Below are 22,095 nucleotides of genomic sequence, written 5' to 3' on the forward strand. Positions count from 1 at the left end.
CCCGCGATTGCGAGGCCGGCAAGGAAGAAGGCGAACTTCCTGAAGCTAGACAAGGACTTCCTCCGGCAGCGGATGGCCGAGGAAACCCGTGGGGCTGGCGCTGAGTCCATAGGCACCGGACTGCAATACGACGACGAGGTCGCCGACGTCGGTGCGCGGCAAGGTCACGTTGTCGGCGATGATGTCGAGCGGCGTGCACAGCGGGCCGCTAATGGTCACGGTCTCGGTTTCCGTTGCGCGCACATGGTTGCCGATGACGACCGGATAGTTCTTGCGGATCACCTGTCCGAGGTTGCCCGAAGCCGCGAGGTGATGGTGCATGCCGCCGTCGGCGATGAGGAAGGTGCGGCCGCGCGATACCTTGCGGTCGGTGATGCGGGCCACGTAGATGCCGGCTTCGCTGACAAGAAAGCGGCCGAGTTCGAGTGCGATCGAGGCCTCAGGTGCGTGCGCGGCGAGCCGGTCGGCAAGCGCCGCGAGGTGTTCGCCGATCGGCGCCGCGTCGAGCGCGGACTCGCCGGGGAAATAGGGCACGCCGAAACCGCCGCCCATGTTCAGGAGACGCAGCGGCTGCGGCATATGCCCGGACAGCCGCATTGCCAGCGCCAGCGTATGCGCCTGCGCTTCCATGATCGCTTCCGCGTTCAGGCATTGCGAGCCGCTGAAGACATGCAGCCCTTCGAAGTCGAGGCCGAGCCGGCCGATCTCGCGCAGCACGGCCGGCGCCTGCTCGGCATCCACGCCAAAGGGCTTGGCCCCGCCGCCCATGCGCATGCCGGAAGACTTCAGCTCGAAATCGGGATTGATGCGCAGCGCCACGCGCGGACGCAGGCCGAGCCGGTCGCCGATGCGCGCCACACGCTCCAGCTCGCGCGGCGATTCGATATTGAGCAGCGCCCCCGCGGCCACCGCGCGCGACAGCGCGTCCTCGCCCTTGCCCGGCCCGGAAAAGCTGACCGCATGCGCCGGCAGCACGGTGTCCAGCGCGACCTTGAGCTCGCCGGCGGAAGACACGTCGAAACCGTCCACCAGCCCGGCCATGTGCTGCACCAGCGCGGGCATCGGATTGGCCTTGACCGCATAGTGCAGCCGGATGCAGCGCGGCAGCGTGTCACGCAGTTCCAGCACGCGGCGCGTGAGCATGGTGCGGTCATAGGCGTAGAAGGGGGTACGTCCCACGCGCTGCGCCAGGCGGACCAGAGAGATACCGCCGATCTGCATGCAGTTGTCGACGACGGGAAAGGGTAAGGGTCTTGGATCAGTCATGATGCCGCCGGAGGTGCGAACAGCGTGTGGAAGGTTGTGCGCAGGATGGCGCGGTCGATCTTGCCGTTGGGATTGCGCGGCAGCGATTGCGGGCTGAGTTCGATATGTGCCGGCACCATGTAGCCCGGCAGGCGCGTGCGGCATTCCTGCAGCAGCATGGCCGGAGTCACGTCCCGCCCGGGTGCCGGCATGACCGAGGCAACGATCGCCTGCCCGAGCGCCGGATGCGGCACGCCGCAGGCAGCGGCCTCGGCCACGAGGCCGGTGGCATGCAGGGCTTCCTCGACTTCGGTCGGACTGATGCGATAGCCGGACACCTTGATCATCTCGTCGCGCCGGCCGATGAAGTACAGGTAACCGTCTTCGTCCATGCGCACCGTGTCGCCCGACCACACGGCAAGTTCCTTGACCGGCAGCCCGCTTTCGGCGCCGGGCACCGGGCGGAAACGCTCGGCGGTCTTTTGCGGATCGTTCCAGTAACCCATCGCGACGTGCGCGCCGCGATGCACCAGCTCGCCGGGTTCATCCGGGTCGCACGGGGTGCCGTCCGGGCGCACAACCATGATTTCCGCATTGGGAATGGCGCGGCCGATGGAGTCCGGCCGGCGGTCGAGCTCGTCCGGCGGCAGGTAGGTGGAACGGAAGGCTTCGGTCAATCCGTACATCAGGTAGATGTCGGCGCCGGGCAGCGCGCGCCGCAGCGCGTCGAGCACCGGCCGCGGCATGGCGCCGCCGGAATTGGTGAGGTAGCGCAGCGTGCATGGCTTCGGCCATGCCTGCTGCGCGAGCTGGGCCCACAGCGGCGGCACGGCGGCCAACCCGGTGATGCGTTCCTCCTCCACCATCCGGACCACGTCGCGCGGCAGCAGGTAGTTCATCAATACCGCCGCGGCGCCGCTGCGGAAGGCGGTGGTCAGCTGGCTCAGGCCGTAGTCGAAGCTCAAGGGCAGCAGCGCGAGGATGCGGTCTGCCGGACGGTTGGCGAGATAGTGCACCACGCTGTCCGCGCCGGCCAAAAGGTTGCGGTGCGACAGCACGACGCCCTTCGGCTTGCCGGTGCTGCCCGAGGTGTAGAGGATGGCGGCCATGTCGCTGTCGATGCAGCGATGCGGCGGCACCGGCCGCCCGGCGGCGAGGAAATCTTCCCAGTGCACCACGCGCAGCCCCGGCAGCAACGGCAGTTTCTCGGCATGACCGGTATAGACGACGGTATGCAGGTCGAGGCAGCGCGGCAGCACGGGCGCCAGCATCGCCAGCCGCTCGGCCGAGGTGACGAGGATGCGGACGTTGCAGTCGGCCAGGATGTGCGCCACCTGCTCGCCCTTCAGCAGGGGATTGACCGGCACGAACACGCCGCCGGCGGCGGCAGCACCGAACAGCGCGACGACGGTTTCGATGCGCTTGTCGAGGTAGACCGCGACACGCTCGCTGCGCCCCAGGCCTGCTTCGACCAGGGCCATCGCCATCATGTCGAGGCGGCGCGCGAGCGCGGCGTAGGTGACGCGGCGGTATTCGTCGACTAGGGCTTCGGCGCCCGGCGTCGCCCGCGCGGCAGCGTGGACCAGCTCATGGATGAGCATGCTCATCGGGCTGCCTCCCTACTTCACGCCGTGGCGGCTCATCAGATCGTAGATGGTCGGCCGGCTGACGCCGAGCAGCTCTGCCGCCTTGACGATGTTGCCGTCGACGCGTGCCAGCGACTTGATCAGCGCCTTGTATTCCGCGTCGTCGCGCGCCTGGCGCAGGTTGATGAAGGCTTCCGCCTGCGGCACGGCCAGGCCGAGGTCTTCGGCGGTGATCTGCGGCCCGTCGGCCATGATGACGGCGCGCTTGATGCAGTTCTCCATCTCGCGCACATTGCCCGGCCAGGCGTGGGCCTCGATCGCGGCCAGCGCATCCTCACTGAAGCTGAGCGAGGTGCGGCGCTGCATCATCGCGTACTTGTTCTTGAAGTGGTGCGCCAGCAGCGTGCGATCGCCGATGCGCTCGCGCAGCGGCGGGATGTTGAGCACGATCTCGCTCAGGCGGTAGAACAAGTCTTCGCGGAACCGGCCCTGCGCGACAAGGTCCTGCAGGTTCTGGTGCGTGGCGCACACAATGCGCACGTCGACCGCGATCTCCACCCGTCCGCCGATGCGTTCGATCACCCTCTCCTGCAGGAAGCGCAGCAGCTTGGCCTGCAGTGCGAACGGCAGGTCGCCCACTTCGTCGAGGAAGAAGGTGCCGCCGTCGGCGGTTTCGATCTTGCCGGGCGTCTGCCTGACCGCGCCGGTGAAGGCGCCCTTCTCGTAGCCGAACAGTTCGCTCTCGAGCAGGGTCTCGGGAATCGCCGCGCAATTGATCGCAACAAAGCGCTTGTCGCGGCGCGGGCTCATCTGGTGCACGGCACGCGCCAGCAATTCCTTGCCGGTGCCGCTGCTGCCGAGCAGCATCACGGTCGCGGTGGACGGCGCAACCTTTTCGATGCTGCGGCAGACCTTGAGCATGCCGGGGTCGCGGCTGATGATGCCGGTCATCGGCGATTCTTCCTGCACGCGCAGCAGGCGGCGGTTCTCCTGCTGCAGCGCATGCAGGTGGAAGGCGCGTTCGATGACCAGCCCGAGCGTCGTGGCATCGAAGGGCTTCTGGTGAAAATCGTAGGCGCCCAGGCCGATGGCCTTGACCGCATTGGCACGGTCCTGGTTGCCGGTGAGGACGATGACCTTGGTATCCGGCGCCAGCGCCAGGATCTGCTGCAGCGTGGCGAGCCCTTCGCTCACGCCGTCGGGATCGGGCGGCAGGCCGAGGTCCATCGTGACGACGGCCGGCTCGTGGCGGCGGATGTGGGCGATCGCGCTTTCGCGGTCGCCTGCCACCAGCACCTCGTAAGCATCGAAGCTCCAGCGCAGCTGCTTCTGCAGGCCCGGATCGTCTTCGATGACCAGCAATTTTTTCTTGTTGTCGCTCATGCGTTTTCTCCCTGGATTTTTGTCAGGCGGCCGCCGCCGCCAATGTTTCTTGTTTGTCCTGCCGGTGTAAGGGCAGCGTCACGCGGAAGGTGGTGCCGGCGTTCGGCACGCTGTTGACCTCGATGTCGCCGCCCAGCAGCCGGATATAGCTGCGGCTCTCGAAGGCGCCAATGCCCATGCCCGCCGCCTTGGTGGATTCGAACGGCTTGAACAGCTTGTCGCGGATGAACTCTTCGCTCATGCCGGCGCCGGTGTCCTGCACCTCGACGACGGCGCTGCCGCCTTGCTTGCGCAGGCGCACGATCACGCTTCCGGTGCGCGGCGTGGCCTCGATGGCGTTCTGTATCAGGTGGCCCAGCACGCGTTCCAGCCGCGACGCATCCGCCAAGACAACGGGTTCCGGTGACTCGATGCGCAACACCGGCTTGAGCTCGCCGGCGGATTTCAGCTGCACCGCCTGCCGCAGCAGTTCGCACAGGGCAACCGGCTCGGGCCGCTCGGTGGCCGACACTCGGCTCAGGCGCTGCAGCATCAGCTTCATCTTTTGCACCGACAGATCGACGGTTTCCAGCATGTCTTCCTGGAAGGCAGGATTGTTCCTGTGACGCTCGGCATTGGCCAGCATCAGCGACAGTTGCGCGATCAGGTTCTTCAGGTCGTGCACGAGAAAGGTCGACATCCGCGTGTAGGACTCGAACTGCCGCGCGACCATCAGGGCATTCTGCGTCTCGCGCTGGGCGAGGTAGCTGGCCGCCTGCGTGCCGGCGATCTTGAGCAGGTCCAGCGCCTCCCAGTTGAGCTTGGCGCGGCCGAGCGGACGGCCGAGCACAATGAAGCCGAACAGCTGGCGCTCCAGCAGCAACGGCACGACCACCCATGCCTCGCGAATCTCCGCCAGCCATCCGGGAATGGCGAGGCCGTCGTACTTTTCCGGGCAGTCCGCCAGTTCTTGCAGGTCGATCACCCACTGCGTGGTTTCCAGGTACTGGCACAAGGTCCCCTGCAAGGGCTCACCCTGGTGCCCGGCCTTCATGTTCCAGTGCGTGACCGGCTCGCAGCAGCCCGACTCCTCGCGACGGATGTAGAGCACGCCCGAGGGGCTTTCCATCAGCTTGGCGATGGCCTGCACCGTGCGCTCGTTGATACCCGGGCCGGCATCGGAAAGCGCACGGGTAAAGCGGATCCATTCGTCCCGGTAGTCGTAGCGGTAGCTGTAGAAATGCTTGCTGATGAAGACCTTGAGCCAGGCCCGCACCGAGCCGGAGAACATCACCGCGAACAGCAGGATGCCGGCGCCGAACAGGAAGGCGAACTGCATCACCGTGCCCCAGGTGCCGCCGAACAGGCGCAGGTAATAGCCGGCGGCGGCCATCGCCAGCAGGTAGATGGCCGAGCCCAGCAGCGCAACGGAGTGGAACAGCACGGTGCGCGACACCGCGATGGCGGAAGACCAGCGCGGATTGCGCGCGGCCGACACCGCGATCAGCGGCACCGTCAGCGCATCGACCACGCCACGCGCGGCCCAGATCTCGGCGCTGATGTGGCGGAACAGCATGGCATCGCTGTAGAGATAGAAATCGAAGGCGAACAGTCCGCCGATACCGAGACAGGCGAACTTGATCGCCCAGCGCGCATCCTGCACGGTGTTGCGGTAGATCTGCTCCACCAGCAGCATGTTGAGCACGGCGATCGCCACGCGGCCGACGACAAAGGTGAGGAAGCCGCCGGCGCCGCGCGCGAATGCGGGATCGGCATAGAACCAGCAGGTAGCGCCGAGCATGATGGCGTAGAAGACGCCGACGCCCGCAGCCGGGTTGCGCAGGCTGCCCTTGCGCAAGGGGCCGAGCACGGTCAGCAGGAAGAAGGACCAGGCAGCGCCGCGCAGGATTTCCGCGACCGCCGCCAGCGGCATCAGCGATGGTCCGCGCAGTGCGGCCAGGCCGGTGACTGCGGCCCAGGCCGCCGTCGTCGCGCAGGCACAGGTCAGGGCCGCGCCGCGGCGCCGTTTGCGCCAGCTCGTCAGCAGGAGCAGCGCCAGGAAGGCAAAGGCGAAGGCGGCGAAGAAGTAGCTCGCCGCCACGATACTCGTCAACATCGGCGGCCCCGGCGCTTACCGGCTTCCCTTGGCGAAAAGGACCACCTGCAGCGTTTCGACCAGGATCATCAGGTCGAGGAACAGGCCGTGGTTCTTCACGTAGTACAGGTCGTACTGCAGCTTCTGGACTGCATCCTCGACCGAGGAGCCGTACTGGTAGCGCACCTGCGCAAAGCCGGTGATGCCGGGCTTGATGGTGTGGCGCACGTTGTAGTACGGGATCTGCTCGCTGAGCTGCTGCACGAAGTACGGGCGCTCCGGGCGCGGGCCGACAAAGCTCATCTCGCCGCGCAGCACATTGATGATCTGAGGCAGTTCATCGATACGCAGCTTGCGGATGATGCGCCCTACCCGCGTCGTGCGGTCGTCGTTGGCCTGCGCCCACTGCGGCTTGCCGCCCTTCTCCGCATCGCTGCGCATGCTGCGGAACTTGAGCACGTAAAAGCTCTTGCCGTTCTTGCCCACGCGCTCCTGGCGATAGATGACAGGCCCCCTGTCTTCCAGCCAGATGCAGACCGCCGTCAGCAGCATCACCGGCAGCGATACGGTAAAGATCATCAGGCTGACCACAAGGTCGAAGGCGCGCTTGATCAGCGTGCGCAAGGCACTCTGGTTGAAGCCGTCGCCATAGATCAGCCAGCTCGGATACAGCGAATCGACGCGGATCTGGCGTGCCTCGCGCTCGATGAAGGCCGCGGCACCGGTCACCTTGATGCCGTTGAGCTTGCATTCGAGCAGCTCGTGCAGCGGGAAGCTGCCGCCGCGGCGGTTCTGCGCGGAGACCACGATTTCACGCACGTCATGCTTCTTCGCGATGGAGAACAGCGACTCGCCGTCGGGCAGCAGCGCGGAAGGCGACACCGCGGTTTCCTCGGTGCGCACCGGCACGAAACCGACGACGTTGTACTTCTTGGGGAAGATCGTATCGACGGCGAGGCTGCTGCATTCCTTGGCCAGCGCGCCCTCCCCGACGAAGATCACGCGCGACTCCAGGAAGCTGAGTTCGAACGTGCGGAACACGAGGCTGCGCAGCACCAGCATCGCCAGGCCGGAGCAGATGGTAGCCAGCGACAGCACGCGCATGTCGGCATACAGTTCCGGCAGCATGTGCAGGAACACCGCGCTGATCGCAAAACCGAGGCCGGCGGCTGGAACCAGGCGCATCGCGGTCATGCTCGCCGTCGGCTTGCCGTCGAGATGGTAGAGACCGAACGCCGCCATGCTGAGCGCCGTGACCAGCGCGTAAGCGGAGGCCGATGCAAAGAAGCCCGCATCCAGCGGACGCACCGGAATGCCATACGCGACCAAAAGGTCGTGCGCCGCATACAGCGAAAGGATGAGCACGAAAATCTCGACGAGCAAAAGCGCGGACACCAGCTTGGAAACGTAGTGGTTGAAAATCTTTACCATTGGTAACTCCGACGTTGTTCTGAATGTCGCCTGCGCCCAAGCTGCAGCTCTTCTGCGGGCCACGGCTTTTTACTATTAATCAATTTGCATGACGTACGTTAACTGTTGAAACTTTTTACATTCTTGAGAAAGCGCAACGAAGTTACAGGCTGTAATAAGTCGCGCAGCGATGTCTGTGCGGAATCAAATACCGCTCGGAAAATTTCTTCAGAGAATGGAAAGCGGCCGTCAGTGCGGCGGATGGATGGCTTAAGCCGTGCCGGAAAGGCAGGAAGCGAGGAAGGAAAGCGGGATATTCAGGAGAGTATCCAGGCAATGAAGGAGAGGCTGGCCGTAGCGGAAAGCGCAATGCACATCGCCGCCTGCAGCTTGTTCGTATTGAACCGCGCGCGCTTGTCGTCCACGGGCGCGAGTTCGACGTCGATCTCCTTGTTCATTGCGCTCCCCACCATCATTGTCCAGAGGAACTCCAGTTTAAATTGCCCGGGGCCACACACAACGCTTTGCGGTTGCGCGGCCATTGATGCAACTCAAAAGTTGGAACTCCTGCTCAGGCGGGCTGAGCCGCAGGGTCAAGTCCGTGGCTCTTCGGGTCAATAAAGAAAGGAAACCAGGCGCGGCGAGCGGCGCTCAATATCGGTTCAGTGAAGCGGGCTCGCGCTCGGGAAGGCGGATGTTCATGCGGATACGGCTCCCGCATTTCACGTTCGGGCAAATGACACCGAAACCTTCCACCGGCCTGCCGTGGCTCAGGATGAAATCGTCGCCGCAATACGGGCAATGCATGCGGGGCGGACGGACAGCAGTGTATTCCTCGATGTGAAGTGCGCTCATGCGGATACCCTTCGGAAACGGTCTCCGCATTCTCCCCCACGGATTTGCGTGCTTATTGATCAAGCACAATTTCCGTGCAGAAGGAAATCAAGCGCGGCGCCGCCGTCCCAGCGCGAGGCCGAGCAGGCCGATGCCGAACAAGGCGGCAAGCGAAGGCTCCGGCACTTCGTTCGGCCTCGGGGCTGTCTGCTGATCATCGCCCGGCGTGCTGCCCCCATCAGGAATCGGCACGGTATCGGAACCGCCGGGAGGCGGGACGATGAGCGGATCCACGGGATCGGCACGTGGCGCTCCTGGCGTACCGCCGCAAGGGGGGGCTGCGCAGTAAGCGACGTCGGGCGCAATGGCCGGAGGAGTCGAAACCGGGGCGGCGCCGGGAGAGCTTGTCGTGTCTTGGCCTGTATCCCCGCCTGCGCCGCTGGGTGTGGTAGCGGGACCGCCCACAGTGGGGGTGGAACCAGCGCCGGCCGGACCGCTGCCGCCGGGGGAAGATTCCGGCGTTCCGGCAGTCTGCCGAGAAGGACTCGCGAGCGCAAGCGCACCGTAGGACACCGGCATGCTGCTGCGTACATCAGCGATTTCCGTCTCGCCCTTCTCCTGGTTGTGCGCGGGGGGCGTGAGTGCCAGTGTGCCGGATGCGGTCACGACGGGTTCAACGGGCTCATCCCCGGGAGCGCCGGACGATGCGTAGTTGCTGTTGTGATGGGCAGACGGTGGCGCTGCCATTCCATGCTCCATCTTCAGATCGCAACCGTCGCAGAGCGTCTCATGCTGCTGCCCTGCCTGCAGGAAATTACCCGCGCCATACTGCGCAGAAAAAGGAAGGGCGGCGGATAGGTGTGCACGCGCAACGGGCATGCTTTCCATCGCCATCATCACCGCAACGGCGAGCAAGCTCCCCGTCACGGCAATGCCGATCGCCTTGGTCTTGTTCATCATGTTGTCCCCGGTTGTTTCAGTTGTTGTATCTGGCCGGGAAGCAACGCTTGTGCCAGGGGGAACTTGTCTTGTTAATCAAAGACTTGAGGAAAGCGTCGGATGACGAGTGTAAAGAGTGCCGACGCGCATGTACTTCGCGTGCGACAGCACTCCCATGGTTGGAAAAGCAGAATAAGGCGCTGCGCAGTTCCCCCGAAAGGGGGAATCTGCGCCAGCAAAGGTGAATCAGGCCGGTACGCCGACGAGCTGGATCTCGAATGCGGAAGTAGTGCTGACTCCACCGGTCGCGATACCGCTTACGCCGGCTTGGAGATAGACCGCAAACGACTCTACATTTACAAGCTGATCAATCCCTACCCCAAGATTCGTGGTGCCCGACGGCCGAATGAGGCCGTTGGCTTCCGTGCTCGTTGTCTGGAAAGTCCAGTTGCCGTCGGTTCCATCATTCGTGAGGTTGAACAGTGCGGTGGAGACGCTGCCCTGCGTCTGCGAAACCGTGATGGTCGTGACGCCACCCAGGTTGACCGCCGAATAGCTCAGGCTTGCATCGCCGCCACTGACATTCGGCCGCCAATAGACGGCGGCCGTATCGACGCCAGCGCCGCCGTGCACGACATCGTTGCCCGCACCCAGGGTGAACAAGTCCGCGCCGGAGGAACCTGTCACCGTATCGTTGCCGCCAAAGTCGGTGACGCGGAAACCGGTGCCGGCGGCAAAATGGTCGGGCACCGTCACTGTGCTCGCGTCGATGGCTTCACCGGCTGCTGTGCCCGAAACCGTACCTGCAAACGAAAGTGTGGTGCCGCCGAGATGAGCGTTCAGCCATCCCGCGTGCGGCGCCGACAGCGTGAAGACATCCTGCGCAACGGTATAAGTCGCATACGTGACCGTCTCGCCGGCACTTCCGTTGGGAACGTCGTTACGGTTCGAGTCGTACCACAAGCCAAACTGAACGGTCTCGATGTCCTTGAGGAAATCGACGCCGAGAAGCTGGCCGCCGGCGTCGTACTTCACCACGGCCATCGTGTAGCCGTCGCCGGCCACACCAGTAATGCCAAGTTCGGTAGCCGTTGCCGCAATTGCCGCGACGTCCGCTTCGGAAAGCGCAGCTTGCGTAAGCCCGTTGATCAGGTCGCCTGCCGCGCTTGCGCCCATCTGGCCGAGCGAAGTCGTGGCGAAGCCGCTCCACTGTTCCAGATTGACGAGACGATAGTTGCCCGGCTGGAAGTGTGAAGCAGTGAGACCGCCATTGCTCGCGCTCGGTGTCGGGACTTCGGTCGGAGCCCACTGTTCCACCAGCCTGTACTGGTCGGCCGAGGCGACCGGAGTTCCGCTCGTCAGGTTGTAATACCCGGAGTCGGCGCCGCCGTCGATGCGATGCGAACCCTTCTGCGTCACAAGGGCGATGTCGGTACCATCCGAACCCGTCACAACGTCATTCCCGCCCAGTGCGAAGATGAACGCACCGAAAGGATTGGCGGGATCGACGGTCTTGCCCAGCGCGGTCAGCACGTTGTTTGCGCTGAGCGTGTCCTTATACTGCGTGCCGAAGAGATAGCCGATGGACGGCGTCGTGGCGGTTGGCGTCGTGTCGGTGATGGTCGGCCCCAAAGCCCTGGTGCGATAGGTCGACACTTCGCTCAAGCTCGGATCCGGATGGTGATCGATCTGACCGTTGCCGTTGGCGTCATTCCAGATCCTGATGCTCAGCGTTTCGACGTTTTTCACATAGTCCGTCTCATTGGTTGCCGCACTGACGATCTTGTAACGGTAGCCATCGTTAAAGGCGGCAAGATCCTCGCCACTCGCTGTAGAGGCAAGCACGGTGATCGACACTGCCTGTGCCTCGGCCGTACTGTTGACCGTCAGTTCCAACGTATCGCGCGACAGGTTCGGTCCGCCCGGCAGGATCCCCTGATTGGCGCCGCCATCGATGCGGTTGACGCCGGAGCCGGCATTGATATTGTCGTTGTAGCCCGTGCCGAAGATAACATCGTTCCCGTCGCCCGTTTCCACGAACATGCCGCGCTTGTAGGTGGACATCTTCGTTGCCAGCGACGCCGAAATCATCGACGAGCCGCTGCGCAGGTCGACAGTGTCTGCCGTATCGGTGCCGTAAGCCCAGCCCATGTGGAAGGAATTGAGCAACAGTGCGTGATCGGCCGTATTCTCAGAAATGGTCGGCACGAGGTTGATGTACCGGCCCTGGGTGATTTCCCCGGTATTGAAGTCGCGCTGGCCATTGCCGTTCGTATCGTTCCAGAACTGCACGTTCACCGCTTCGACGTTCTTCATGTACGTCGTCTCGTCCCCGGACACGACCTTGGTCGTGTAGCCGTCCGCGAAGGCCGCGCTATCGGTGGCGCTACCGCTGCCGTCGAGCACCGTCAGAGTCAGCGCGTTCAGCGCCGCGGCGTCGGACACGTAGATATCCACGGCATCTTGCGCGTTGTTCCCCCATGGGGTCGTACCACCCTGAGCTCCCCCGTCGACGTAGTTCACGCCCGAGCCCATCGTAAAGTTGTCGCCGTATGCAGAGCCCGTCGCCCTGTCATCGCCCGCGCCGAGGTCGACATAAAGCCCGCGGCCGTGCTGGTCCATCAGCGCGAGGGTGTCCGTCGAGATATCGGTCGACGTCGTGAAATTGTCCGCTCCCTCGGTACCGTTCGCCCATGCGAGGTGATGCTGGTCCGCCACCTTCGCCCCCCACGCGGTCTTCGTGTTGTCAGTCGGGTTCAGCTGGATTTCGCTGATGTTGAGTGCCATCGCGATGTACCTTCCCGGCGTGACTTCAGTGTTCCAGTCCCGCTGCCCGTTACCGTTGCCATCGTTCCAGATCTGGACATTGATGCCTTCAATGTTCTTCAGGTAGGTCGTTTCGCTGCCCGACACGACCTTTGCCGTATAACCGGACGTGAAGGCCGCCACATCCGTTGCATCGCCACCGCCGGTGAGCGCGGTGACTGCCACAGCGTTGGCGGCTGCCTGATCGGCCACGAAGATATCCAGAGAGTCGGTCGCCTTGTTGCCCCAGGGGGTCTTTCCGGTGTTGTCACCGCCATCGACATAGTTCACGCCCGAACCCATCGTGAAGTTGTCGCCGTAAGCGGTACCGGCAGCCGTATCGTTGCCTGCTCCCAGGTCGAGGTTCAAGCCACGTTTATGCAGGCTCATCAGTGCCAGGGTCTCGGCGGAAATCGTCGTCGCATCGGCGACGAAATTGTCTGCGCCCAGAGTGCCGTTCACCCATGCGAGGTGATGCTGGTCCGCCACCTGCGCACCCCACGCCGTCTTGGTGTTATCGGTCGGATTGAGGCGGATTTCGTCGACGCTCACTTGCAGCGGAATGAAGCGCGCGGGGGTGACTTCAGTTTCCCATTCGCGCTGGCCGTTGCCATTACCGTCGTTCCAGACCTGGACACTCACCGCTTCGACGTTCTTGACGTAGGTCGTTTCGCTGCCCGCGACCACCTTTGCCGTATAGCCCGCCGAGTACGCCGCCGCATCGGTTGCATCGCCAGCGCCGCTGAGCGTCGTCACGGCTACTGCGTCGGCTGCCGCCTGGTTTGCGACAAAGATCTCGACCACGTCGCGCGCCTTGTCGCCCCACGGGGTCTTCCCGGTATTGGCGCCGCCGTCGACGTAGTTCACCCCGGTACCCATGATGAAGTTGTCGCCGTAGTCCGAACCTACCGCCATGTCGTTGCCCGCGCCCATTTCCACGTACACGCCACGATCATGCAAGTCCATCAGCGCCCGCGTGCCGTCGGAAATCGTCGTCGCATCGGCTACGAAATTGTCCGAACCTTGCGTGCCATTCACCCAGGCGAAGTGATGCTGGTCCGCCACGTTTGCCCCCCAGGTGGTCTTCGTGGTATCGGTCGGGTTCAGCTGGATCTCGCCGATGTTGACTGCCAGCGCGATGTACCGCCCCGGGGTGACTTCAGTGCCCCAATCCCGCTGACCGTTGCCGTCGCCATCGTTCCAGATCTGGATATTGATGCCTTCGATGTTTTTCAGGTAGGTCGTTTCGCTGCCCGACACCACCTTTGCCGTGTAACCGGACGCGAATGCCGCCACATCGCTTGCATCGCCACCGCCGGTGAGCGCGGTCACCGCCACCGCATTGGCGGCGGCCTGGTCGGCCACGAAGATATCCAGCGAGTCGCTCGCCTTGTTGCCCCACGGGGTCTTCCCGGTGTTGGCGCCACCATCGACGTAGTTCACGCCGGCACCCATGATGAAGTTATCTCCGTAGGCGGTGCCGACAGCCGTGTCGTTGCCGGCTCCCAATTCGACGTTCAAGCCGCGTTCATGCTGGTCCATCAGCGCCAGCGTATCGGCGGAGATCGTGGTCGCGTCGGCCACAAAATTATCTCCGCCCTGAGTGCCGTTCACCCATGCCAGGTGAAGCTGGTCCGCGACGTTCGCCCCCCACGCAGTCTTGGTGTTGTCGGTCGGATTCAGCCGGATTTCGTCGACACTCACTTCCAGCGGGATGAAGCGCCCGAAGGAGACTTCACTTTCCCAGTCCCGCTGGCTGTTGCCATTACCGTCGTTCCAGATCTGAACGCTCACCGCTTCGACGTTCTTGACATAGGTCGTTTCACTGCCTGCGATCACCTTTGCCGTATAGCCCGCCGCGTACGCCGCCGTATCGGTCGCATCACCAGCTCCGGAAAGCCTTGTGACGCTTACCGCATTGGCCTCTGCCTGGTTCGCGACAAAGATCTCCACCACGTCGCGCGCCTTGTCGCCCCACGGGGTCTTCCCGGTATTGGCGCCACCGTCAACGTAGTTCACGCCGGCACCCATGATGAAGTTGTCGCCGTAGTCCGAGCCCACCGCGGTATCTCCGCCCGCACCAAGATCGACGTACACGCCTCGGTCATGCAGATCCATCAGGGCGCGGGTGTCAGCGGAAATATCCGTGCCGGCCGCGAAACTGTCTGCACTCTGCGTGCCGTTCACCCATGCGAGATGATGCTGGTCCGCCACCTTCGCACCCCATGCAGTCTTGGTGGCGTCCGTCGGATTCAGCTGAATCTCATTGACGTTCACCGTCACCGGAATGCTACGGGCAAAGGTGATTTCACCGCTGTCCCAGTCCCGCTGCCCGTTGGTATTGCCATCGTTCCAGATCTGCACGTTCACCGCTTCGACGTTCTTGATGTAGGTGATTTCGCTGCCCGACACCACTTTGGCCGTGTAGCCGGCGGTGTAGGCGGACGCATCGGTCGCATCGCCGCCGCCATTGAGCGTCGTCACAGTCACCGCATTGGCCGCCGCCTGGTTCGCGACAAAGATCTCCACCACGTCGCGCGCCTTGTCGCCCCACGGGGTCTTCCCGGTATTGGCGCCACCATCAACGTAGTTCACGCCGGCGCCCATGATGAAGTTGTCGCCGTAGTCCGAGCCCACCGCGGTATCTCCGCCCGCGCCAAGATCGACGTACACGCCTCGGTCATGCAGATCCATCAGGGCGCGGGTGTCAGCGGAAATATCCGTGCCGGCCGTGAAACTGTCTGCACTCTGCGTGCCGTTCACCCATGCAAGATGATGCTGGTCCGCCACCTTCGCGCCCCAAGCGGTTTTCGTGGGGTCCGTCGGGTTCAACTGGATTTCGCTGATGTTCAGCGAGATGGGAATGTGACGCACAAAGCTCACTTCGCCGTTACCCCAGTCCTTCTGCCCGTTGGTATTGCCATCATTCCAGATCTGGACGTTGATACCCTCGATACCCTTCACATAGGTGATTTCGCTACCGGCAACGACCTTTGCCGTATAACCGTCACCATATGCCGCGATGTCCGCGGCGTCGCCGCCACCACTCAGTACCGTCACCTGCACGGCGCTTGCCGCCGCTGCATCGGTGACGAGTACATCGAGCACATCGCGCGCCTTGTCGCCCCACGGCGTCGTACCGGTGTTGGCACCGCCGTCGACATAGTTCACCCCTGCACCCATGATGAAGTTGTCGCCGTAATCGGAGCCAACGGCGGTGTCGTTTCCTGCCCCGAGGTCGACATACACCCCGCTCTCATGGGCGACCATCAGGTCGCGCGTATCCGTCGAGATGTCCGTCGTCGCATCGAAACTTTCAGCAGCGGAATCGCCGATTGCCCATGTGAAATGGAGGTGGTCGGCGACATTCGCACCCCACGCGGTTTTTGATTCGTCACTGGGATCAAGAGGGATTTCGTTAACGTTGACAGTCATTGCAGCGGCTCCTTGTAATTGTTAGCGGCCGATAGATCGGCGGAGATCGAAATTTCACGAGATGCAACTGGCCTTGCACGCAAGACCCCGGCGGCAGGAAGCTTAGCCGGGGCCTGCTTGCCGAACACCAGATCGTCCACTGCCTGGAACATCTCATTCCACGTACTTAACTTTTCGCGAACCGTGCGGATCGCATTCTTTTGTATTCGGACCCGCTTTTCGGGGTTGTCCACCAAGCCGGCGACTGCGGCGACGACGCTCTCGACCTGTGGTTCGAACAATTCGCAGTTCAATCCCGGCTCGTAAAACCACAGGTTCGACGAATTGAAGTTGGCGGCAACGGCAACGCCGCTAGCCATCATTTCAAGCGGTGGATAGGAGGGATGCGCGGAGGCCATGAAGGACAATCCGATATCCATGTTCCTGTAGACGGCCGCGCATTCATCGAGCGACAGCATCCCGAGGTGGTTCACCACGCCGTCCAGGCCATGTTTCTTCGGGTCCCAACGCGCGCCGGCGGTATAGATGTCGACCTTCGTTCCGTACAACGCCTTGATTTTCGAGAGCGCCTTTGCCAGCGTTTCAAAGCAGTTGCGCTGGTTGAACGGCCGCGCATAGGCGAATAGACTGATCTTTTCTACGTGATCATTGCGCATGTCCGCACGGGGGTAAAACCGCTCCGTGTCGAGTGGCGGCACGAAGTACCCGCCTGCACCGCCAGCCTCGACGAATCGCCGATACACGCCATAGCTGTTGCATAGCCCCTTCAAGCCCATCCGGTACGTCGACTCGCACAGCGCGCTTATCGCGCCACCGGCGTAAAAGCTTGGTTCGAAGTCCTGCACGAAATAGCATTTTTCGCGCACATTGGACATGGCGTTCAGCCGGTACGCGGTTGTCCACAAGCTTGCAAATCCCAGGTCGTACCCGGTCTTCCCTACCTTCTGCTCATCGCCTGCGGACGCGCAATACACTTCGAAGCGGCGAGATTTCGCGCAAATCCTCGAAATACTTCGACGCACAGATTGGTAATCAATGGGGGCTTCGATAAAGAAGTCCACCAGATACTCGCGTTCGGTCATCAGATGGTCGGCATAGCGAAGAATGGTGTACACCCCGCCGTAATAAGGGGTGTCGAATGCCGGCAGAATGAATAAGGCTCGGCGCGGACCCACTGCCAGCTTCGGTGCAGCGAGCTTGCCGGCGGCCGCGCTGGAAAACCGTTCCGTCCAGTAGTTCGCTTCTGCTGTGTAATTCACAACGATTTCTTCAGAACCCTCTCTTGTCTCGCTCTTGAGCTTGAAGGTTCCATCGTCGTCGATATACAGACGCGGGCTGAACAAGGTATCGGAGAGCGAGCCAAGCGCCGCGTGCTCAAAGAGCGGCTGAATACGCCCGATGGTGTGCGCGTACGGATTCACCATCACCCGCCCTGCCTCGCACAGCATTCGGGAAAACAGCAGGAGACTGCCGCCGGAAACATCCGCGTAGCGGCGCGACGCGCGCCGGAGTTTCGGGGAAAGCGATATGGCCAGTGCGCGGAAACTGGATAACGATACGTTTCGAAACCACCCGGCGCCGCCGAACCAGCCGAAATGCCCGATGTCGTGATTCCGGAAAAGCGGCTGGATCTTCCGGCCATCAAAGCAATAGCCCGCCTCCACGATTTTCCCGGAGTCGGCATCCGTCACGATCCCGCTTACCGCACTGATGTCCGGATTTGAAAGCGGACCGACGAGCTGCGCAAGGAAATCCTTCCCTGCCCCGAGTGCCGCATCGAGGAACACGATCGTGTCTGCCGAGCATTCCTCGATGATCCGCGCGGCATCCCGCACGGTCAGCTCCCCTTCCAAGACTTGCACCCGCAGCTTGAAGCGCTTATCCAGAAATTGCGGGAACGGCCGGTCCATTTGCGAGTTGTAGAAAACAAGTTCTATCTCGGCGTTGCGGCCGCACGCCGGCCAATCGATAAAAAACTGCCCCATGTCATGGGAGGCCGTCGCACCTTTCCAACGGCTGCCATCCAGGTACTTCTGCACCGCGCGCAGTTGTCCCCGCTTTGCATAAGGCTTTGCCTCGATGCCCCCGGACACCGAGGTCGGCGCCTCCCTCCAGTGGTAGAGCACCTGCGGCACATGACTCACCTTTGCGCCCGCCGCGACGCAGCGAAGGAAAATATCCCAATCCTGCGCGCCGTCCGTCTCGCTATCCCAACCGCCGATGCGCGCCACCATCGACCGACGAATGAGATTGAAGTGCGTCATGTAGTTGGCCGACAACATGATTTCCGGAGAAAAATCCGGCTTGAACAACGGACGCTTCCTGATATCGCCGACGTCGCTGACCAGATCCTTGTCCGAATACAGCAGATCGATGCGCGGATCTTCGTTAAGTACCTTGACGCACTCGTATAACGCGTTGCGGTGAAGGTAATCATCGTGATCGATCAACGCCACATATTCGCCGGTGGCGAGCTGCAGCGCGTGGTTGGTGTTCTCCGAAATGCCGGGCGCGTTCGCGCAGTAATGAAACCTGTATTTGTCGCTGCCGGCCAAATCCTTCAGGTACCGCAAGGTATCGGCAGGCAGATTGTTCGCCACCGAAAAACAGATTTCCCACTCGGCATAGCGCTGCGCGCCGATGCTATCCACCAGTTCCTGGATATAGCGCAGGGGAGTTGCGAACAATGGCACCAGGAAGCTTACCGTGGGCCGATACATCCACGCATCGTCAGCGGCAAAGCGGCACCCAGAATTTGCCGTATTGGCGGCATGCGTGTTGTACTCTCGGTCCGTTTTATCAAGCAAGTTGAGCAGATCGCCGTTATTGCACGCACGGTTTTCATTCGCCCCGTAGGCGAGATAGTGCGCGAGCGGCGAAATGCCGGATTTCGCAACGTCGGGGTTGAGATGCAGGTAAAGACCGCCATCGAAGCGCTCGCAGGTCTTTGCCGCCCACAGCTCCTTCGACAGCTCATACTCGATAAGCGGAGCCTGTCGCAGCCTTCTTCCCGCCGGCAATGCCCGGGTGAAGTAATCCGCGTTGAACAGATCAATAACCTCGCAGTCCCAGTTATGCCGGTCCTCCACATAACGGAACAGTGCCTCGTGCCGTGCAACAGCAAGATGACGCGCGACACGGTCGGTATCGAACAGCAGCGACGGGTTATAACCAAAAGCCGCCCCCAACTGCACGTAATGCGCGAGCGACCGCTGATCAGGCGACAGGCCGTACGCCTTCTTGTACCAGGCCTCCCATAGAAGCGGCGACGGACTACGATTCTCCTTATACCCCGCCGTCCAATAATGCTCCAGGGCGGTCAACCCGGAAGCAGCAACATCCGGGTTATTCCTGTAGTAGTACTCGGACAGGAAGAGAGGATGAGGATTTCTCTTGCGGTGATTTTGTATGTAGTCCGTGACGACGTTCGCCGGATTAATGCGGTACTTCTTCGCATACCAAGCGGTATCGAACAATGGGTTTGCTCCGTCCTGATTCGCGAGTACGGCAGTCGATAGGCGGCGGCCTGGATTGCGCTCAGGATCATCGAACACACGATGGCAAAAAGCAGCGATTCGATCAGACGTGTAGGATTTGCTGGCGGCCATGATGCCTTCTAATGATTTTGCTCTTATCCCTCGACAGTGCGCCCCTGCCATCAATCCTTGCCCGATGCGCCGTCTCCTGCGCCCTGAGCTGCACGACTTCAAAAAAATCGCCGCCCGGCATCGGCTTAACTGAACGTATCTGTTCTGTTACTTCCGGTGAAACGCCAGCGATTATAGAGATGTCTTTCCTGTTGTAAATAGAAGGAAGGTGCTATCTCCCGCCCTTTTACTCATCCACTCTTTGATTTTTTTGGGATGGAATGCGCGCTGGTTCTGATAATACGCATGGTGGTGACCGTGACACGACTATAAACAGCTGTTTATCTTTCCGCTTCACATGTTTATGTGAGGCAGGACTTAGCCGGCAGAGAGATCGGCAAAATGTGTAAAGGTTTTGTATCGGCTTTTATTGGCAACGGCGGCTGCAGACAGTGTGGGCGTCGTATGCGCGTTTAGTTGGAGCGGCGAAGGCATTGAGGTCGGCGAGGAAGCATGCGGTTGCATGTGGGCCGAGCAAACGAATGGCCCCTGGCACGAACGACCGACAAACGCTGCGCGGAAGTGAAGACTGGATTTCAAGTACTGGAAGACGATGGGCGAGTTCACGAAAAAGAATTAAAGAAGCGTACGCATCACGTCATCCAACACATCGTCCCAGTAAGGCAAACTGCAAAATTCCTTGGTAAATCGTTCCGAGGACAACACTGAATACTTCGGCCGTTTCGCGGGTGTCGGATACTCTTGCGACGTGATCGGCAGGACCAAGGGCTTGTTCTCGAACGGAAGACGGTCAACGATTGCCGACGCAAACCCGTGCCAGGTCGTCTGCCCCTGTGAAGTCAGGTGATAAATGCCTGAGCGTTCCTGCCACCATGTGTGCGCATCGTCTGCCTGCAGCCCCTGTGACACAATCCCCGCCGTCGCCGCCGCAATCGTGCCAGACCATGTCGGGGCCCCGGCTTGATCGGAGACTATGCGCAATTCGCTCCGTTCTTGGGCAAGCCTGCGGATCGTGAGCAGAAAGTTCTTTCCGCGAGTGCCATACACCCAACTTGTTCGCAAAATAATATGCGGCACACCTGACGCAACGATCGCCTGTTCGCCCGCAAGCTTTGTTGCGCCGTAAACGCTTACTGGGTTCGGACAGTCGTCTTCCCTGTATGGCGACGCTTTGGTTCCATCAAATACATAGTCAGTGGAGTAATGGATCATAGCGGCACCGAGCCGCGATGCCTCCTCGGCCATGATCGCTGGGGCGTGGCAATTGATCGCCATTGCGCGATCCGGTTCGCTTTCCGCAAGGTCCACTGCCGTGTATGCAGCGGGATTTACAATCAGTTGTGGGCGCACGGCCCGAATAACGTGCCGGACGTGATCGAGGTCTTCAAGATCCATTCCATTTCGGTCGACCGCAACGAGATCGCCAAGCTCCCCAAGATAGCGAACCAGCTCATGACCGACCTGTCCGCTTACGCCGGTGAGGAGGATCTTCATTCAAACACCTCAGCTTCGGCCAGTGTTCTTCCCAATTGATCCTTTGCGGATAAGCTTGGCAATGCATCAATGGGCCACTTTATGCCGATCGACGGATCGTTCCAGATAATGCACCTTTCGTGCTGGGGAGCCCAGAAGTCAGTCGTCTTGTAGAGAAACTCGGCGGAGTCGCTGGTAACCACAAAGCCATGTGCAAAACCTTCCGGAATCCACAGCTGCCGCTTGTTTTCCGCGGACAGCGTGACTCCAACCCACTTTCCGAATGTCGGTGAGTTCTTGCGAATGTCGACAGCGACATCGAAGACTTCGCCCGATACCACCCGCACAAGTTTTCCCTGTGGTTGCTGCACCTGATAGTGGAGTCCGCGCAATACGTGGCGTGACGACTTCGAATGATTATCCTGGACGAATGACACAGACCGACCAACCGACTCCTCAAAGCGGCGCTGATTGAAGCTTTCAAAGAAGAAGCCGCGATCGTCACCGAATATCTTGGGTTCAAAGATAAGGACATCGGGGATTGATGTACGGATAGCGTCCATGATCAGTACACCCGGTCGGTCAGGATCTGAGCCAGGTAACGCCCGTACCCATTTTTCTTCATCGGCGCGGCCAGTCTTTCCAATTGCGATGCATCGATGTATCCCTTGCGATAGGCGATCTCTTCAGGGCACGCCACCTTCAAACCCTGCCGTTTTTCAATTGTCGCAATGTACTGGGACGCATCGAGCAGAGACTCGTGGGTACCAGTGTCCAGCCACGCCATGCCCCGCCCCATGACTTCGACGTTCAGCATCTGGCGCTCCAAATAGATGCGGTTTACGTCCGTGATCTCCAGTTCGCCGCGTGCAGAGGGGCGGATACTTGCGGCGATGTCGCAGACTTGGTGGTCGTAAAAGTAGAGACCGGTTACGGCATAGTTGGATTTAGGATGAGCTGGCTTCTCTTCAATGCTCACCGCGCGTCGGTGTTCATCGAATTCAACGACGCCGTAGCGCTCCGGGTCATGAACGTGGTAGGCGAACACGGTGGCACCTTCATTTCGGGACGTCGCTGTCCGAAGCTGCGCATCGAAGTCATGACCATAAAAGATGTTGTCGCCCAGGATCAAGGCAGAGAGACCGTCCGCCACGAATTCACGCCCGATCAGAAACGCTTGCGCAAGTCCGTCCGGTGATGGTTGAACGGCATAACGTAGATTGATGCCCCATTGACTGCCGTCTCCAAGGAGCTCGGCAAAGCGCGGCGTATCCTGCGGTGTCGAAATGAGGAGGATATCGCG

13 protein-coding genes are annotated in these 22,095 nt (G+C 61.5%); all 13 read right to left on the reverse strand.

The window, feature by feature from the left end; genetic code table 11:
- Nucleotides 1-45: 45 nt before the first annotated feature.
- A complete protein-coding gene (locus VFF99_RS10515; protein ID WP_325017610.1) occupies nucleotides 46-1,266 on the reverse strand; it encodes a pyridoxal-dependent decarboxylase, exosortase A system-associated in 1,221 nt (406 codons plus the stop codon).
- Nucleotides 1,263-2,852: an acyl-CoA ligase (AMP-forming), exosortase A system-associated gene (locus VFF99_RS10520; RefSeq protein ID WP_325017611.1), complete on the reverse strand. Its 1,590-nt coding sequence runs from the start codon at nucleotides 2,850-2,852 to the stop codon at nucleotides 1,263-1,265. The genes VFF99_RS10515 and VFF99_RS10520 overlap by 4 nt, the downstream gene beginning before the upstream one ends.
- Before the next feature lie 12 nt (nucleotides 2,853-2,864).
- Nucleotides 2,865-4,214: a PEP-CTERM-box response regulator transcription factor gene (gene prsR, locus VFF99_RS10525; RefSeq protein ID WP_325017613.1), complete on the reverse strand. Its 1,350-nt coding sequence runs from the start codon at nucleotides 4,212-4,214 to the stop codon at nucleotides 2,865-2,867.
- A gap of 22 nt (nucleotides 4,215-4,236) precedes the next feature.
- Entirely contained in the window at nucleotides 4,237-6,309 is a 2,073-nt protein-coding gene (prsK, locus tag VFF99_RS10530; RefSeq protein ID WP_325017615.1) for an XrtA/PEP-CTERM system histidine kinase PrsK, read from the reverse strand.
- Between the two features lie 15 nt (nucleotides 6,310-6,324).
- On the reverse strand, nucleotides 6,325-7,719 hold the full coding sequence (locus tag VFF99_RS10535; RefSeq protein WP_325017617.1) for a TIGR03013 family XrtA/PEP-CTERM system glycosyltransferase: 1,395 nt from the start codon (nucleotides 7,717-7,719) through the stop codon (nucleotides 6,325-6,327).
- 296 nt (nucleotides 7,720-8,015) lie between these two features.
- A complete protein-coding gene (locus tag VFF99_RS10540; protein ID WP_325017618.1) occupies nucleotides 8,016-8,156 on the reverse strand; it encodes a hypothetical protein in 141 nt (46 codons plus the stop codon).
- Nucleotides 8,157-8,349: 193 nt separating this feature from the next.
- The gene (locus VFF99_RS10545; RefSeq protein ID WP_325017620.1) at nucleotides 8,350-8,553 is read right to left on the reverse strand and encodes a hypothetical protein; all 204 of its coding nucleotides are present in this window, start codon (nucleotides 8,551-8,553) and stop codon (nucleotides 8,350-8,352) included.
- A gap of 87 nt (nucleotides 8,554-8,640) precedes the next feature.
- Nucleotides 8,641-9,492, reverse strand: coding sequence for a PEP-CTERM sorting domain-containing protein (locus VFF99_RS10550; protein WP_325017622.1), 852 nt, complete (start codon nucleotides 9,490-9,492; stop codon nucleotides 8,641-8,643).
- 225 nt (nucleotides 9,493-9,717) lie between these two features.
- Nucleotides 9,718-15,711 carry a hypothetical protein gene (locus tag VFF99_RS10555; protein ID WP_325017624.1) on the reverse strand — a complete coding sequence of 1,998 codons (5,994 nt, stop codon included), beginning with the start codon at nucleotides 15,709-15,711 and terminating at the stop codon, nucleotides 9,718-9,720.
- Nucleotides 15,708-19,319 carry a glycosyltransferase gene (locus tag VFF99_RS10560; RefSeq protein WP_325017626.1) on the reverse strand — a complete coding sequence of 1,204 codons (3,612 nt, stop codon included), beginning with the start codon at nucleotides 19,317-19,319 and terminating at the stop codon, nucleotides 15,708-15,710. The genes VFF99_RS10555 and VFF99_RS10560 overlap by 4 nt, the downstream gene beginning before the upstream one ends.
- Nucleotides 19,320-19,934: 615 nt before the next feature.
- Nucleotides 19,935-20,813, reverse strand: a complete 879-nt coding sequence (gene rfbD / locus VFF99_RS10565; RefSeq protein ID WP_325017629.1) for a dTDP-4-dehydrorhamnose reductase — start codon at nucleotides 20,811-20,813, stop codon at nucleotides 19,935-19,937.
- Nucleotides 20,810-21,355: a dTDP-4-dehydrorhamnose 3,5-epimerase gene (rfbC, locus tag VFF99_RS10570; RefSeq protein WP_414691529.1), complete on the reverse strand. Its 546-nt coding sequence runs from the start codon at nucleotides 21,353-21,355 to the stop codon at nucleotides 20,810-20,812. The genes rfbD and rfbC overlap by 4 nt, the downstream gene beginning before the upstream one ends.
- 2 nt (nucleotides 21,356-21,357) lie before the next feature.
- On the reverse strand, nucleotides 21,358-22,095 hold a 738-nt coding region (gene rfbA, locus VFF99_RS10575; protein ID WP_325017630.1), incomplete at its 5' end, for a glucose-1-phosphate thymidylyltransferase RfbA.

The organism is Noviherbaspirillum sp. (genome assembly GCF_035654295.1).
Taxonomy (GTDB): Bacteria; Pseudomonadota; Gammaproteobacteria; order Burkholderiales; family Burkholderiaceae_D; genus Noviherbaspirillum.